General features: G+C 73.1%; 12 protein-coding genes and 2 pseudogenes. 8 read left to right on the top strand and 6 right to left on the bottom strand.

All coding sequences use genetic code 11. The features are described 5' to 3' along the window. Positions 1-24: 24 nt before the first annotated feature. Together QQM72_RS04040 and QQM72_RS04035 are read right to left on the bottom strand one after the other, a co-directional pair. Positions 25-1,326 carry an SWF or SNF family helicase gene (locus tag QQM72_RS04040; RefSeq protein ID WP_314219372.1) on the bottom strand — a complete coding sequence of 434 codons (1,302 nt, stop codon included), beginning with the start codon at positions 1,324-1,326 and terminating at the stop codon, positions 25-27. After that, complete coding sequence (locus QQM72_RS04035; RefSeq protein WP_314219371.1) at positions 1,323-4,115, bottom strand: DEAD/DEAH box helicase; 2,793 nt, start codon at positions 4,113-4,115, stop codon at positions 1,323-1,325. Before QQM72_RS04035 ends, QQM72_RS04040 begins: the two co-directional genes overlap by 4 nt. Positions 4,116-4,423: 308 nt before the next feature. Between QQM72_RS04035 and QQM72_RS04030 the strand changes: the two genes are divergently transcribed. Continuing rightward, positions 4,424-4,606: a hypothetical protein gene (locus QQM72_RS04030; protein ID WP_020125819.1), complete on the top strand. Its 183-nt coding sequence runs from the start codon at positions 4,424-4,426 to the stop codon at positions 4,604-4,606. Positions 4,607-4,704: 98 nt separating this feature from the next. Here QQM72_RS04030 and QQM72_RS04025 read toward each other — a convergent pair whose 3' ends face one another. Continuing rightward, entirely contained in the window at positions 4,705-5,631 is a 927-nt protein-coding gene (locus QQM72_RS04025; RefSeq protein WP_314219370.1) for a hypothetical protein, read from the bottom strand. A 138-nt stretch (positions 5,632-5,769) separates the two neighbouring features. Continuing rightward, positions 5,770-6,096 carry a hypothetical protein gene (locus QQM72_RS04020; RefSeq protein ID WP_314219369.1) on the bottom strand — a complete coding sequence of 109 codons (327 nt, stop codon included), beginning with the start codon at positions 6,094-6,096 and terminating at the stop codon, positions 5,770-5,772. A 98-nt stretch (positions 6,097-6,194) separates the two neighbouring features. On the opposite strand from QQM72_RS04020, the gene QQM72_RS04015 reads away from it, so the two are divergent. Next, a complete protein-coding gene (locus QQM72_RS04015) occupies positions 6,195-7,091 on the top strand; it encodes an oxygenase MpaB family protein (RefSeq protein ID WP_314219368.1) in 897 nt (298 codons plus the stop codon). On the opposite strand, the pseudogene QQM72_RS04010 reads toward QQM72_RS04015, so the two are convergent. Then, a pseudogene (locus tag QQM72_RS04010) lies at positions 7,080-7,368 on the bottom strand (PadR family transcriptional regulator); the annotation flags it as partial. The gene QQM72_RS04015 and the pseudogene QQM72_RS04010 sit on opposite strands and share 12 nt — an antisense overlap. Before the next feature lie 42 nt (positions 7,369-7,410). On the opposite strand from QQM72_RS04010, the pseudogene QQM72_RS04005 reads away from it, so the two are divergent. Next, positions 7,411-7,503: pseudogene (locus QQM72_RS04005) on the top strand (alpha/beta fold hydrolase); the annotation flags it as partial. A gap of 4 nt (positions 7,504-7,507) precedes the next feature. On the opposite strand, the gene QQM72_RS04000 reads toward QQM72_RS04005, so the two are convergent. Then, positions 7,508-8,107, bottom strand: coding sequence for a class I SAM-dependent methyltransferase (locus tag QQM72_RS04000; protein WP_314219367.1), 600 nt, complete (start codon positions 8,105-8,107; stop codon positions 7,508-7,510). A 152-nt stretch (positions 8,108-8,259) separates the two neighbouring features. Here QQM72_RS04000 and QQM72_RS03995 point away from each other — a divergent pair, with 152 nt between their 5' ends. The 5 genes from QQM72_RS03995 (at position 8,260) to QQM72_RS03975 (ending at position 13,387) form a co-directional block, all read left to right on the top strand. Then, positions 8,260-9,054, top strand: a complete 795-nt coding sequence (locus tag QQM72_RS03995; protein ID WP_314219366.1) for an MHYT domain-containing protein — start codon at positions 8,260-8,262, stop codon at positions 9,052-9,054. Positions 9,055-9,098: 44 nt separating this feature from the next. Then, complete coding sequence (locus QQM72_RS03990) at positions 9,099-11,666, top strand: sensor histidine kinase (protein WP_314219365.1); 2,568 nt, start codon at positions 9,099-9,101, stop codon at positions 11,664-11,666. Further along, entirely contained in the window at positions 11,663-12,100 is a 438-nt protein-coding gene (locus tag QQM72_RS03985) for a roadblock/LC7 domain-containing protein (protein ID WP_314219364.1), read from the top strand. Before QQM72_RS03990 ends, QQM72_RS03985 begins: the two co-directional genes overlap by 4 nt. Positions 12,101-12,122: 22 nt before the next feature. After that, positions 12,123-12,533, top strand: a complete 411-nt coding sequence (locus QQM72_RS03980) for a DUF742 domain-containing protein (RefSeq protein WP_314219363.1) — start codon at positions 12,123-12,125, stop codon at positions 12,531-12,533. Positions 12,534-12,781: 248 nt separating this feature from the next. Then, positions 12,782-13,387 carry a GTP-binding protein gene (locus QQM72_RS03975; protein WP_314219362.1) on the top strand — a complete coding sequence of 202 codons (606 nt, stop codon included), beginning with the start codon at positions 12,782-12,784 and terminating at the stop codon, positions 13,385-13,387. The last annotated feature ends 13 nt before the right edge of the window (positions 13,388-13,400 follow it).

Genomic DNA, 13,400 nt, shown 5'->3' with positions numbered 1-13,400 from the left:
GCGTGTCGTCGTAGGGAGCCCGGCCTAGGAAAGCGCTTCCTCGCTGCCGGGGCGGGCCACGGCCAGAGCCGTCGCCGGGTCGTGGGCCGCGTCCCCGGCCGGCATCCAGCGGCCGTCCTCCTCGCGGTACGGCCACCATCTGCCGTCCCGCCCCAGCCGCAGTTGGCAGGTCGTCCCGACGACCGTCCACCGGTTGCCCTGGGCCCGCAGCACCGGCCGCTCGTCGTCCTCCCAGGCCGAGTCCAGCGCGGCACGCGCGCGTGCGAACGCCTCGCTTTCCACGACCCACTCCTCCTCGAGCACGGACAGGGCGGCCGCCCCGCCGTGTCGCCAGGCCAGGACGGCTGCGGCCAGTTCCGCCCGGTCCCGCCCCGACCCGGAGGCGAGACGGCCCAGAAGGGCCTCGTCGGGTCGATCCACCGTCCCGGATACGTCGAGGACGCCCTCCGCCAGCCGTACGGCGTCCTGGCCCACGGTCAACCGGGCCGTCGGCGCACGCCGTTGCGCTCCCTCGCGGAGTGCCTCCGCGAGCAGCAGGTGTGCCGCGGCGGCCGTCCGGACGGCCAGGATCTCCAGCGCCGCCGGTTCGACCCCGGCCGGGGGCGGGGCATCCGTGTCCCAGGAGGGCGGCACACCCGGCTCCGGCGGGAGCAGGGGCACAGCGGGCAGCGGGGGCAGGATGTTCCCGGCCGCGTACGCCTCCGCCGCGTCCACGCCTTCGGCCCGCAGCGGCTCGGCGTCGGGCCGAGTGGCCGAGCCACGCGCCTGGAGGTCGTCCAGAAGGCTCTGTTCCGCACGTCCCCGAAGCAGCAGGAGGACGAAGGGATCCTGGTCGAGCAGCCTCGCCACCTGGTAGCAGACGGCCGCCGTGTGGCCGCAGTGGTCCCAGGCGCCGCAGTCGCACTGCGCCTCGAGGTCGCCCAGCCCAGGAAGCAGGTCGACGCCGGCCGACTCGGCGTCCTCGACCAGATCGGGGGGCATCTCCCGGTCGAGCAGCGCGGCGACGTGCCCCGCGCGCCCCACCGCCAGATCCAGCAGGCGGTCCCAGTGGTCGTCCGGGAGCCGGTCGAGCAGCACGTCGGCCCTGTACCGCGTGTGATCGCGGTCCTGGACGACGGCCGTGATCCGCCCCGGTCGCACCGACACCGCGCCCACGGCGCCCGCGCGCGCGAGCCGACGGCCCGTCCTCACCTGCTCCCGGTCCAGCGCGCCGTCCTCGAGCGCGGTCAGCCACGCGCGTCCCCACCACGTCTGGGCGAAGCCCCTCCCGTGTGCGGGAGGCAATGCGGCGAAGATCCGTTCCTCGACGCTGTCGTGCCGGTTCATCGCGCATCCCTTCGCAGTTTCACCAGATCGGCCAGCTCGGCGTCCGTCAGTTCCGTGAGCGCCGCCTCGCCGGACCCGAGAACGGCGTCCGCGAGATCCTGCTTACGGCGCAGCATGGCGGCGATGCGGTCCTCGATCGTGCCTTCGGCGATCAGCCGGTGCACCTGGACGGGCCGGGTCTGGCCGATGCGGTACGCCCGGTCCGTGGCCTGTGCCTCGACGGCCGGGTTCCACCAGCGGTCGTAGTGCACGACGTGCTCCGCGCGCGTGAGGTTGAGGCCCGTGCCCGCGGCCCTGAGCGACAACAGGAACACGGGGGCCTCACCGTCCTGGAAACGCCGGACCATGTGCTCGCGCTCGGTGACGGGGGTACCGCCGTGCAGGAACTGCGTGGGTACGCCCCGCGCCGCCAAGTGCTGTTCGAGGAGCCGCGCCAGCCGCACGTACTGCGTGAAGACCAGCACGCTCGCCCCCTCGGCGAGGAGGGTGTCGAGCAGCTCGTCCAGGAGCTCGAGTTTCCCGGAGCGTCCGGCTGTCCTCGGCCGTTCCTCCTTGAGGTACTGCGCCGGGTGGTTGCAGATCTGCTTGAGACCGGTCAGGAGCTTCACGATCAGCCCCCGGCGCGCCATGTCGTCCGCTTCGGCGATCGCGGCGAGCGTCTCGCGCACCACGGCCTCGTACAGGCCGGTCTGCTCCGGTGTGAGGGCCACGGGCCGATCGGTCTCCGTCTTGGGCGGCAGCTCGGGGGCGATCCCCGGGTCCGACTTGCGGCGGCGCAGCAGGAACGGTCCCACGAGCCGGCCGAGCCGCTCCGCCGCGGCCGGGTCCCCTCCGCTCTCCACGGCTCGCGCGTATCGCGTACGGAAGGCGCCGAGCCGGCCCAGCAGGCCGGGTGTCGTCCAGTCCAGGATGGCCCACAGCTCCGACAGGTTGTTCTCCACCGGTGTGCCCGTGAGCGCCACCCGCGCGCGTGCGTCGATGGTGCGCAGCGCCCGCGCGGTCGCCGAGTACGGGTTCTTCACGTGCTGGGCCTCGTCGGCCACGACCAGGCCCCACGGCACCTCGCCGAGCCGTCCCGCGTCCAGGCGCAGCGTGCCGTAGGTGGTCAGGACGAACTCCCCGTCGGCCAGGGACGCCAGATCACGCTGCGGACCGTGGAAGCGGCGCACCGGCGTGCCCGGCGCGAATTTCTCGATCTCCCGCTGCCAGTTGCCCATCAGGGACGTCGGACAGACCACGAGGGTGGGACCCGCCGCCGAGGCGTCACTCCGGCGGTGCAGGTGCAGGGCGATCAGCGTGACGGTCTTGCCGAGCCCCATGTCGTCCGCCAGACAGCACCCCAGTCCCAGCGCCGTGGTCCGGGCCAGCCATTCCAGGCCGCGCCGCTGGTAGTCGCGCAGCGTGGCGTCCAGGGCCGCGGGCTGTGCCACGGGCTCCTGCGCCTCGGGCTGCGTCAGCCGCTCTCGCAGGGCCGCCAGCCACCCGGTGGGCCGCACGTCGACCCGGCGGCCGTCCACCTCCGTCGAGCCCGTCAGAGCCGCGCCCAGCGCATCCACGGGCGTCATCCTGCGGTCCTCTTGCGCGCGGGCCCGGCGCAGTTCCCGTGGGTCGATCAGGACCCATTGGTCGCGCAGTCGCACCAGAGGCCGATCGGCCTCGGCCAGCCGGTCCAGCTCCTCGCGGGTCAGCTGCTGGCCGCCCAGTCCGAACCACCAGGTGAACGTCAGGAGCGAGTCCGCCGACAGGAAGGACGGTGTGTCCGCGCCGAGCCGGTCGCGCCCTGCTTCCTGCTCGGGCGGCCCCACGACCGCTCGGGCGGTGAGGGTGCGGGCGAACTCCCTCGGCCAGTGCACTTCGATCCCCGCGCCCGCCAGTGCCCGCGAGCCCTCGCCCAGCAGCTCGGACAGCTCCTCGTCGAGGAGCTCGACGGCGTCCGGCACGGTGGCCGACAGCAGGGGGATCAGCGGCGGCCAGGCACGGGCCGCACGGCGCAGGGCGAGCAAGGCGTCCATCCGCGCGCGGGGGCCGAACGCCCCGCGAGTGACGCCGGTGTCCGCCCAGACGTCGGTGGCGTCCGCGACGAGCGCGGGGTCGCGCACGCTGTGCACCTGCGGCACGGCCCGGAAACTGGGCGCGTCGATCCCGGGCATGTCGAGCCCGCAGACCTCGATCCGCAGCGAGATGCGTACGCCGGCGTCGTGGCCCGCGGCGACGTCGGCCGCCCACGAGGACAGTTCCGGCAGGTGCCGGGGCTGCGGGGCCGCGTAGGCCGGCCCTCCCGTCAGGAGCGGCGCGGCGGGAGTGCGGGGGAGCGCGTCCGCCACGGCGTCCAGGAAGGCGCGCAGCAGTCGCTCGGGGTCGGGAAGGCGCAGGGGCGGGGCCTCGTCCACGGGGACGGCGTGTGCCTCGGGCGGCATCGAGGCGGCCAGTCGGCGTACCTGATCGATGTCCTCCGGAGCCAGCGGGCCGATCCGCCAGGCGTCGTGGTCCTCCGGCGACAGACCGGGCAGCAGGAGACCGCGAGCCACACACCGCAGGGCCAGCAGTGCGGCCGCACCCCAGAAGGCGGCGGCCCGGTGTCCGTCCGGCACGGCACGCGCGCGCGTGAGGAGAGGCAAGGCCTCTTCCAGCGGCAGGAGGAGGACGGGCACGCGCGCGAGGGCCACACCGGAGCCGGTGGGTCGAACGAGGGACAGTTGCTGCCCCCATCGGTCGGCTGCGGAAGGAAGGGCGCCGTCGTCGGGTCGCCAGAAGGCGACACCGCCGGTCCGGGCCGGCGTGCCGGGCATGAACACGGCGGAGCAACGTGCCAGTTCGGAGATCTCGAACGGTGTCTCCAGGGGAACCCTCTGTACGGTGATGAAACTACTCTTCAAACTTGACTACCAGGGGACGGGGTCGCCGAGGGTACAGCACTGCGGCGACAAGCGCGCACCGTGTGAGGATCCGGTCCGGTCCGCCATCCTGGGACGGGAACTCTCAGGGGCGTCTCGGGGCTGTACCTCAGGGACGTCTCAGGGTCGAGTCCGGAACCGTGGGCCGCGTGGAGCCGTTTTCATGGCAGAGAGCGGCAGTGGCCGCGAAGGAGGCGACGCACATGTCGAAGAACGCGAAGATCGCCGCAGGGGGTGTGGCGGTCGGACTGCTGTTGTTGATCTGGCTGCCCTGGTGGGCCGCCCTGCTGATCGTGCTGGGGGTTCCGGCGGCGGCCTACCTCACCTTGGATCCCTCTCAGCGGCGCAGGCTGCGCCGTGCCACGCGCAAGGAGCTGGGCCGCTGAAGCGACGGGGACCGCGTCGCGGTCCCCGTCCTGCGCACATCCGCGCCGTCAGGCCCATGGAGTGGGCGCCGAACGGCCACAGAGCGAGCGCCGCGACCTCAGAGCGGCCGTACGGCCATCTTGTCGAGCGCTTCGAGGAGCCCGGGCAGTTCGGGTCCACGGCCGACCGGCAGCACCTCGCCGGGCTCTTCGTCGAGCAGGACGAAGGCGATGTCGTCGGTCCTGGCGACCAGCGACCAGCCGGGGCCGTCGGCGCGCAGCGTACGCGCGTCACCGGGAGCGAACGACGACCGGACGCGGCCGAGCGGGGGCGGGGCGTCCACGTAGGCGCGTACCTCGGCGAGGACGCGTCGGATGCCGCTGTGGCCGCTCGCCGCGCCCTTCTCGGCCCCGTTGCCCCCGCTGACCCCGTTCGCCGCGTCGGCGCGGTCCGCGCTGTCGGACCCGCTGGTCTCTTCGTCCCGGGCCCTCTGGTCGGCGCCTGCGCCGGCGTCCGCGGTGGTGCTCTCCTGGGGGCGGGCGAAGTCCGCGTCGTCGATCTGCTCGCGCCACAGGGCCCACTGGAGCGCGATCTCGTCGGCCCCCAGCCGTCGCTGGGCCGGACCCCAGGTGGTCGTGTCCGGAGGTGCCAGCGCGGGACCCTCCGCGACCTCGGCGGCGGGATCGTGCGGCGCGGGCACGCCGGGAGCCGCGACGGCGACCGCCAGCGGCCAGCCGGGCAGGGCGGCGACGACCGTCCGCTCGCCGGGCGACAGGTCGTACTCCATGCCGCAGTCCCACGACGCGATGGCGACGGCCACCAGCGACACGTCGTCGATGACGACGGTCCACCGCGCGCCCTCGCCGTCCTGGCCCAGCACCAATCCGTACCCGTCGGCGAGCGGCGGGAGGCCGAGCGCCGCACAGGCCTCCGGGTAGTCGTCGCCCAGCGCGCTCGGGAACTTCGCCGGCGTCAGCAGCACCGCCGTGAGCACATAGAGCGCATCGTCCGCGGCGGCGACGGCGTCCTCGTCCGTCCCAGCCATCCCAGCCTCCCCATAGGTTTGTCCAACGGCGCGCACCCTAGTGCGGCGGGAAGGCGCTTGTCACGACTCCCCGGCACACCCGAGCTGCGGCTTTCCGGTCGGACGGGGCGAATCGACCACCCCCGGCCGTTGCGCGCGTCACGCCGACGGCAGTCCGAGGAGCTCACGAGCCACGGTACGGGGCGATTCGTCGCGCTCCCGGGCGAGCGCGATGACCGCGCGACAGGCCAGCTCGTTGACCCCGAAGGACAGCGCCTCCGGCGACACCCAGCCCGCCGCCTCGTCGATGCTCTCCTGATCGTCCTCGGCGCACGCCGAGACGTACGCGGCGGCCGCCTCGAACAGGTTGTGGGTGCGTTTCCCGCCACCACGCGACTCCTTCTCGGGACGCCCCCCGCCCGGACGAGACCGCGCGCGCATCGTGTCGCGGAATCTCCCGTAGGCCTTGCGGATCCTGTCGTACATGCCGACCGCCTTCCCCCTGCGTGGTTGCCTGACTGATCCTTCATCTCCTTCTGTTCAAACTAGAGTTGGAGTTCCGGCGACAGAAGGGGGACCGTGCGGTGAAGCGCTTCGAACGGCTCAGGCAGATCCGGCGGATGGACCCGTACGAGGACGCGTCCGAGATCTACCGACTCACCGCGGCGTACGAGTTCCCCTGGGACGTCACCCGCGCCCTGGAACTGGCGCTGTACCGCACCTATGCGGTGCCGAGCATCGGGCGTCTGCTCGCCGCGACGGCGGAACTCACTGACCGCGCCCAGAAGCGCTACGACGACACCTCGCTCCTGCTCGACGCCGTCATCGAGCACGGCTTCGACAGCGAGCAGGGCCGGACGGCCGTCCGCCGCATCAACCAGATGCACCGCTCCTACGACATCAGCAACGACGACATGCGGTACGTGCTCTGCACCTTCGTCGTGATGCCGAAGCGATGGATCGACGCCTACGGATGGCGCAGGCTGTCGCGCCACGAGGTCGTCGCCTGCACGGTGCACTACCGGACCCTGGGCCAGCACATGGGCATCCAGGACATCCCCGAGACCTACGAGGAGTTCGAGGCCTGTCTCGACGCCTACGAAGAGGCTCATTTCGCCTGGGACGAGGGCGCGCGCCGGGTTTCGGACGCCACGCTCACCCTGATGGCCTCCTGGTATCCGAGGCCGCTGGCACCCGTCCTGCGCAACGCCACACTCGCGCTGCTCGACGAGCACCTGTTGACGGCGTTTCGCTACACCCCTCCGAGCCCCGGGACCCGCGGGTCGGTGCGGGCTGCGCTACGCGCGCGTGGACGCCTGGTGCGGCTGCTGCCGCCGCGTCGCGCACCCCACCACGCGCGGCAGAACCGGGAGATCAAGGGGTACCCGAACGGCTTCCGGCTGGGCGAGCTCGGCACCCGCCCGGTGCCCGGCGTCCGAGGCTGCCCCGTCCGGCAGCCGGGCGGGGCAGCCGCCCAGTGAGGCGAGTGGGTCGCGCAGCCAGGTGAACTCGGCCCGGGACGTGGCACGCGCGATGGTCAGCACACCGCGCCGGAACGGGTCCTCCAGCTCCTCGGCCCGCAGCGGCCGGTCGCCTTCGTGGAAGGAACTCGCGGGCTCCTCCAGGAAGGCCAGTCGGCGGCGTGGCACGGCCGCCTGGGCGGCCGTGTCGTCGAGGTGCAGGAGGAAGGCGAGCCGTGAACCAGTGGTTCTCGTCGGTGATGTCGCCTGGGGCGGGTACGGCGAGCTCGCGGCGCAGTGCGCTTCACTCTCGTCGGTGAGCGGACGCCCTGGAGGCGGCGGGGTGCGCGTGGTGACGGTCCCGGGCGCCGGTCACAACGTCATGTTCGACAACCCCGACGCATTCGTGCGGGCGGCCGCCGGGGAGGCGTGAGCCCTCAGGCCTCGCGCACGGCCAGGGCCAGGAAGCGGGCGTCCTCGTCGGAGTACGACGTCATGCGCCAGCCCGAACCGGCGAGCAGCGGGCGGAGGTTGGGTTCCGCACGCAGGTCCTCCGGTGTGAGCTGCCTTCCCTGACGAGCCGCGAGCGCCGCCCTGCCGATCGGGTGGAACAGTGCCAGCGTGCCGCCGGGGCGCACCACCCGCGCCAGTTCCCGCAGGTTCTCCTCCGGCCGGGGGAGGTGGGCGACGAGGCCGGCCGCGAACACGGCGTCCAGCGACCCGGAGCGCAAGGGGAGCGCGGTCACGTCGGTGAGCATCAGCCGCCCGGCACGGTCGCGCCCGGCCCGTACGGCGGCCGTCAGCATGGCCGGGGTCAGATCCGCCCCGACGACCACTCCCGACGGTCCCACGGCCGCCCGCAGCGGCGTCAGGGCCCTCCCGGTGCCGCAGCCCGCGTCCAGCACGCGGTCTCCCGCGCGCAGGCCGAGTTCGCCGACCGCGGCGGCGTAGGCGGGACCGTCGTCCGGGAAGCGGCTGTCCCAGTCCGCGGCCCGCGCGCCGAAGAACCCCTGAACGTGTGTGTGGTCGTCGCTCATGCTCCGCATGATCCCTCACCGACACGAACGACGCCTCGGTGCACACGTTCGAGCCTGACCCGGTCGTTCCGGCGCACCGCTGCGCCACATTTCAACACCTTTCGAAATGCGCCCCCTTTGTGCTCCCGTGCTCCCACTAGCGTCCCGTGGCCATGGGACACCTGGACCACGCCGCCTTCGGCTGGCTGACCCCCGTGCTGTCGTACGCGATGGCCTGCGTGGGCGCCGCCCTCGGACTGCGCTGCACCGTGCGGGCGCTCGGCGCCACCGGACGCTCGCGCCGCAACTGGCTGATCACCGCCGCCTCGGCGATCGGCACCGGAATCTGGACCATGCATTTCGTGGCCATGCTCGGCTTCGCCGTAAGCGGCACCGACATCCGCTACGACGTTCCGCTGACCGTGCTCAGCCTTCTCGTCGCCATGGTCGTCGTCTGCGCCGGCGTCTTCGCCGTCGGCTACAGCCGTGACCGCACGCGCGCGTTGCTGATCGGCGGCCTCACCACCGGCCTGGGGGTGGCCAGCATGCACTACCTGGGCATGGCCGCCGTCCGGCTGCACGCCGACGTGACCTACGACCCCGTGCGCGTCGGACTGTCCGTCCTGATCGCCGTCGTCGCGGCGACCGCGGCCCTCTGGGCGGCCCTCAACATCAGGTCGCCGACCGCGGTCACCCTCGCCTCCCTCGTCATGGGCGCGGCGGTGAGCAGCATGCACTACACCGCGATGTTCGCCGTGAGCGTCCATGTCACGCCCTCCGGCGAGCCGCTGCCGGGGGCCTCGGCGATGCAGTTCATCTTCCCGCTCGCCGTCGGCCTCGGCTCCTATCTCTTCCTGACCTCGGCCTTCGTCGCGCTGTCGCCCACCACGGGGGAGCGCGAGGCGTCCGCCTCGGCCCAGCAGCCCGTGGACAGCCTCACCGTCCGACAGCAGGCCCGGCCCGTCTGACGCGACCGGCCGCCCGTCCCTGACCCCTTCCGAGCGAGGAGGCCATGCGTACACCCCGTAGGACCCCCACGGCAGGCGCCGAGGCGCCGCCCCCCACACGCGGGCGCCGCGCCCACGCCGGACCGCCCGCCGACGAGGGCGCGGACGAGCACATCGACACGCCCGCGGACGCGATATCCCCGCGCGCGGAGCGCTGGTGCATCAGGCCGCGCACCGTACGCGCCAAGATCGTCTGCCTGCTGATGGTGCCGGTCGTCTCCCTGCTCGCCCTGTGGGCGTACGCCACCGTCAGCACCGCCCAGGACGTGTCCGGGCTGCGCCAGTTGCAGCGCGTGGACTCCCAGGTCCGCGCCCCGGTGGCAGCCGCGGTGGCCGCCCTCCAGACCGAGCGGGCGGCCGCCGTACGCTACGCGACGAAGCCCGCCCCCGGGCAGGGCGGCGACCTGAAGGCGCTCGCGGAACGCACGGACCGCGCGGTGGGCCGGCTGCGGCTCGGCGACGACAGCACCGTTGCCGACGGCCAGGACCTGCCCGCGGGAGTGGCGCAGCGGCTCGAGACGTTCGTCTCCGGGGCCGAGGGCCTGACTTCGCTGCGGACCGCGGTCCTGGACGGCAGCGCCGGCTGGACGCAGACGTACGGCCGGTACACGAACACGATCTCGGCGGCCTTCTCGGTCGGCGGCGCCCTCTCCGGCGTCCAGGACGCCGAACTCGGCTCGGACGCGCGCGTGCTGCTCGAGTTCTCCCGCGCGGGGGAGGCGCTGGCCCAGGAGGGCGCCGTCCTCGCCGGCGCGCGCCTCGCCGGACGCCTCGACGGCGAGCGCCTGCGGCTCTTCACCGGCGCCGTCGACACCCGCCGCACCCTGACCGAATCGGCCGTCGCGGACCTGCGCGGGCCCGAACGCACCGCCTGGCAGCGGCTCGCCACCGGCACCACCTACGCGGCCCTGTACGCCGCCGAGGACAGGGCCCTCGCGCACGGGCCCGGCGCGAAGGCCCTCGCAGCCGCCCCCGCGAGCGTCTGGGACAGTGCTCACGCGCGCGTGCAGAACGGGATGCGGACGATCGAGGCGGACGCCGGACGCGGTGTCGCCGACCGCGCCGACCCGTTCACCCGGGGTCTGCTCACCTCGGCCGGCGCCGCCGTGCTGCTCGGCCTCGCCGCCGTCGTCGCCTCGCTCGTCATCTCCGTGCGCATCGGCCGCGGACTCGTCGTCGAGCTGGTCAGCCTGCGCAACAGCGCCCTGGAGATCGCCCGGCGCAAACTCCCGGAGGCCATGCGGAAGCTGCGCGCCGGGGAGGAGATCGACGTCCGCGCCGAAGCGCCGTCCGGGCCTCCCTCCGAGGACGAGACCGGGCAGGTCGCCCAGGCCCTGGGCACCGTGCACCGCGCAGCACTGCGGGCCGCCGTGGAACGCGCCGAACTGGCCGGCGGCATCTCCGGGGTGTTCGTCAACCTCGCCCGCCGCAGCCAGGTCCTCGTCCATCGTCAGCTGAGCCTTCTGGACAGCATGGAGCGCCGCTCCGACGATCCCGACGAGCTGAGCGACCTCTTCCGGCTCGACCATCTCACCACCCGCATGCGGCGCCACGCGGAGAGCCTGATCATCCTCTCCGGGGCGGCGCCCGGCCGTGCCTGGCGCATGCCGGTGTCCCTCACCAACGTGGTCCGTGCCGCCGTCTCCGAGGTCGAGGACTACGCGCGCGTGGAGGTGCGGCAGCTACCGGAGGCAGCCGTCATCGGCACCGCCGTAGCCGACCTCACCCACCTGCTCGCCGAACTCGTCGAGAACGCCGCCCAGTTCTCGCCCCCGCACACGCGGGTGCGGGTCACCGGCGAACCCGTGGGCAACGGCTACGCCCTCGAGGTCGAGGACCGTGGCCTGGGGATGGGCAAGGAGACCTTCACCGAGGCCAACCGGCGCATCGCGCAGTCGGAGGCGCTCGACCTGTTCGACAGCGACCGGCTCGGCCTGTTCGTGGTCAGCAGGCTCGCCGCCCGGCACGGCATCAAGGTCCATCTGCGGACCTCGCCCTACGGCGGCACCACCGCGGTGGTCCTGTTGCCGACGGCGCTGCTGCACAGCGGCAAGCCGGAACGTTCCGCCCGTGAGGTCACGGAGACCGAGCCGCGGCCCGTGGAACGCGTGCACGCGCGCGTGTCCACCGCGGACCGGCACACGGCCGACCGACGTCAGGAAGCCGTCCCCGCCTCCGCCGACCGCCCCGCGCTGGTGGCCCCCGTAGGAGCCGCTTCCGTACGGGCCGCCGCCGAACCAGAGGCGGCCGAACCGGTGGCCGCCGACCCCCCGCCTCCCGGAGTCACCGCCTTGCGGCCGCACCGTCCCCCGGAGGACACCGAAGGATCGGACGACCTCCCGCGCCGGGTACGGCAGGCCAACCTCGCCCCCCAACTGCGCAGGACACTCGCCGAGGAACCGCCCCGGCCGCACGGCCCGCGCGGCGACGAAGGGCGCACCCCCGAGCTCGTACGGGACCGGATGTCCGCGTACCGGGCGGGCTGGGTACGCGGCGGCGGCAGACAGCCAGGCCACGGAGCCGCCCCGGAACCCGAACCGGGCAGCGACAGCAGCGAAGGAGACCCCAGATGATCCAGGACCCGACCACGAGGTCGGCCCAGCGGTCCGGCGAACTCGACTGGCTGCTGGACGACTTGGTGATGCGCGTGAGCGAGGTACGGCACTCGGTGGTGCTGTCCAACGACGGACTCGCCGTCGGTGCCTCGACCGACCTCAGGAGGGAGGACGCCGAACACCTCGCCGCCGTCGCCTCCGGCTTCCACAGCCTCGCCAAGGGCGCGGGCCGCCACTTCGGCGCCGGAGGAGTGCGCCAGACGATGGTGGAGATGGACGACGGCTTCCTGTTCGTTGCCGCCGCGGGCGACGGCTCCTGCCTGGCCGTCCTCACCGCCGTGACCGCCGACATCGGCCTCGTCGCGTACGAGATGGCGCGGTTGGTCAAGCGGGTCGGAGAGCACCTCCGCACGGCGCCACGGCTCGCCGGGCGGCCGACCGCGGCCGGATGAGGCCAGAGAGCGACCCACGCAGATGACCGAGGACATGACCGGCACCCCGTGCGAGCTGGGCAGCCAGTGGTACGACAACGAGGCCGGCCCGCTCGTCCGCCCGTACGCCATGACCGGCGGGCGCACGAAGCCGGGACCCACCGGAGTGCGCTTCGACCTGATCGCCCTGGTCACCCTGGATCCGGGTGCGCCGAGCACGGACGGCATGGCGCTCGGACCGGAACACCGCGCCCTCATCGGACTCTGCCGCACCGAGACCCAGTCCGTCGCCGAACTCTCGGCGGGCGCGGACCTTCCCGTGGGCGTGGTCCGGGTGCTCCTCGGAGACCTGCTCGAACTCGGCTGCGTCACCGTCAGCCGCCCGGTCCCGCCCGCGCAGCTGCCCGACGAACGGATTCTGCGCGAGGTGATCGAGGGGTTGCGAGCGCTGTAGAAGAACCTCAGACGGACCCGGACGCGTACGGACCCACCGCACAAGGACTCGTGCGCGCCTTCGGACACCGAACACGCAAGAGTCGGTCACATCGGGCAGATAGCGGTCGAACCCCTCGGAAAGGGTCTGTGGTTGTCATGATGCTGACTTCGCGCTCCGGCGCCGAAGCCCCGCGCGACCGCCGCGCCGAGCCACGGCACCTCCTTACCGACCTCGACCGTTGCCGACACTCCCGAGAGAAGTGATCCATGGTCTCCGAACACTCCGACACCACGGGCGTCGACACGGCTCCCCTGGCGTTGAAGATACTGGTCGCCGGCGGGTTCGGCGTCGGCAAGACCACCATGGTGGGCGCGGTCAGCGAGATCAAGCCGCTGCGCACCGAGGAACTGCTCAGCGAGGCCGGACAGGCGGTGGACGACACCGACGGCGTGGACCAGAAGGTCACGACGACCGTCGCCATGGACTTCGGCCGGATCACCATCCGTTCCGGCCTCTCCCTCTACCTGTTCGGCACCCCCGGCCAGGATCGCTTCTGGTTCCTGTGGGACGAGTTGTCGCGGGGGGCCCTGGGTGCGGTGGTCCTCGCCGACACCCGGCGCCTGGAGGACTGCTTCCCCGCGGTCGACTACTTCGAGCACCGGCACATCCCGTTCGTGGTGGCCGTCAACTGCTTCGTGGGCACGCGGACATACGGTGCCCAGGACGTCTCGCGCGCCCTCGACCTCGACGGCGGCACCCCCGTCGTCCTGTGCGACGCCCGGGACCGCGACTCGGGGAAGGAGGTGCTGATCCGGCTGGTCGAGTACGCCGGGCGGGTGCACACCGCCCGGCTGCTCGACTCCGTGAGCTGATCCGGCCCGCGTA

Origin of the sequence: Streptomyces zaehneri, from assembly GCF_032248645.1 — a bacterium.
GTDB classification, from domain to species: Bacteria; Actinomycetota; Actinomycetes; order Streptomycetales; family Streptomycetaceae; genus Streptomyces; species Streptomyces coriariae.
The sequence above is the reverse complement of the archived record's forward strand: the minus strand, read 5'-3'. Positions and strand labels throughout refer to the sequence as shown.

Excerpts from the sequence above, each read along its gene's own strand:
- QQM72_RS04020 (WP_314219369.1), bottom strand. The coding sequence starts at position 6,096 with ATGTACGACAGGATCCGCAAGGCCTACGGGAGATTCCGCGACACGATG.
- QQM72_RS04000 (WP_314219367.1), bottom strand. The coding sequence starts at position 8,107 with ATGAGCGACGACCACACACACGTTCAGGGGTTCTTCGGCGCGCGGGCC.
- QQM72_RS04030 (WP_020125819.1), top strand. The coding sequence starts at position 4,424 with ATGTCGAAGAACGCGAAGATCGCCGCAGGGGGTGTGGCGGTCGGACTG.
- QQM72_RS03990 (WP_314219365.1), top strand. The coding sequence starts at position 9,099 with ATGCGTACACCCCGTAGGACCCCCACGGCAGGCGCCGAGGCGCCGCCC.
- QQM72_RS03975 (WP_314219362.1), top strand. The coding sequence starts at position 12,782 with ATGGTCTCCGAACACTCCGACACCACGGGCGTCGACACGGCTCCCCTG.
- QQM72_RS03995 (WP_314219366.1), top strand. The coding sequence starts at position 8,260 with ATGGGACACCTGGACCACGCCGCCTTCGGCTGGCTGACCCCCGTGCTG.
- QQM72_RS03980 (WP_314219363.1), top strand. The coding sequence starts at position 12,123 with ATGACCGAGGACATGACCGGCACCCCGTGCGAGCTGGGCAGCCAGTGG.
- QQM72_RS04040 (WP_314219372.1), bottom strand. The coding sequence starts at position 1,326 with ATGAACCGGCACGACAGCGTCGAGGAACGGATCTTCGCCGCATTGCCT.
- QQM72_RS04025 (WP_314219370.1), bottom strand. The coding sequence starts at position 5,631 with ATGGCTGGGACGGACGAGGACGCCGTCGCCGCCGCGGACGATGCGCTC.
- QQM72_RS03985 (WP_314219364.1), top strand. The coding sequence starts at position 11,663 with ATGATCCAGGACCCGACCACGAGGTCGGCCCAGCGGTCCGGCGAACTC.
- QQM72_RS04035 (WP_314219371.1), bottom strand. The coding sequence starts at position 4,115 with ATGCCCGGCACGCCGGCCCGGACCGGCGGTGTCGCCTTCTGGCGACCC.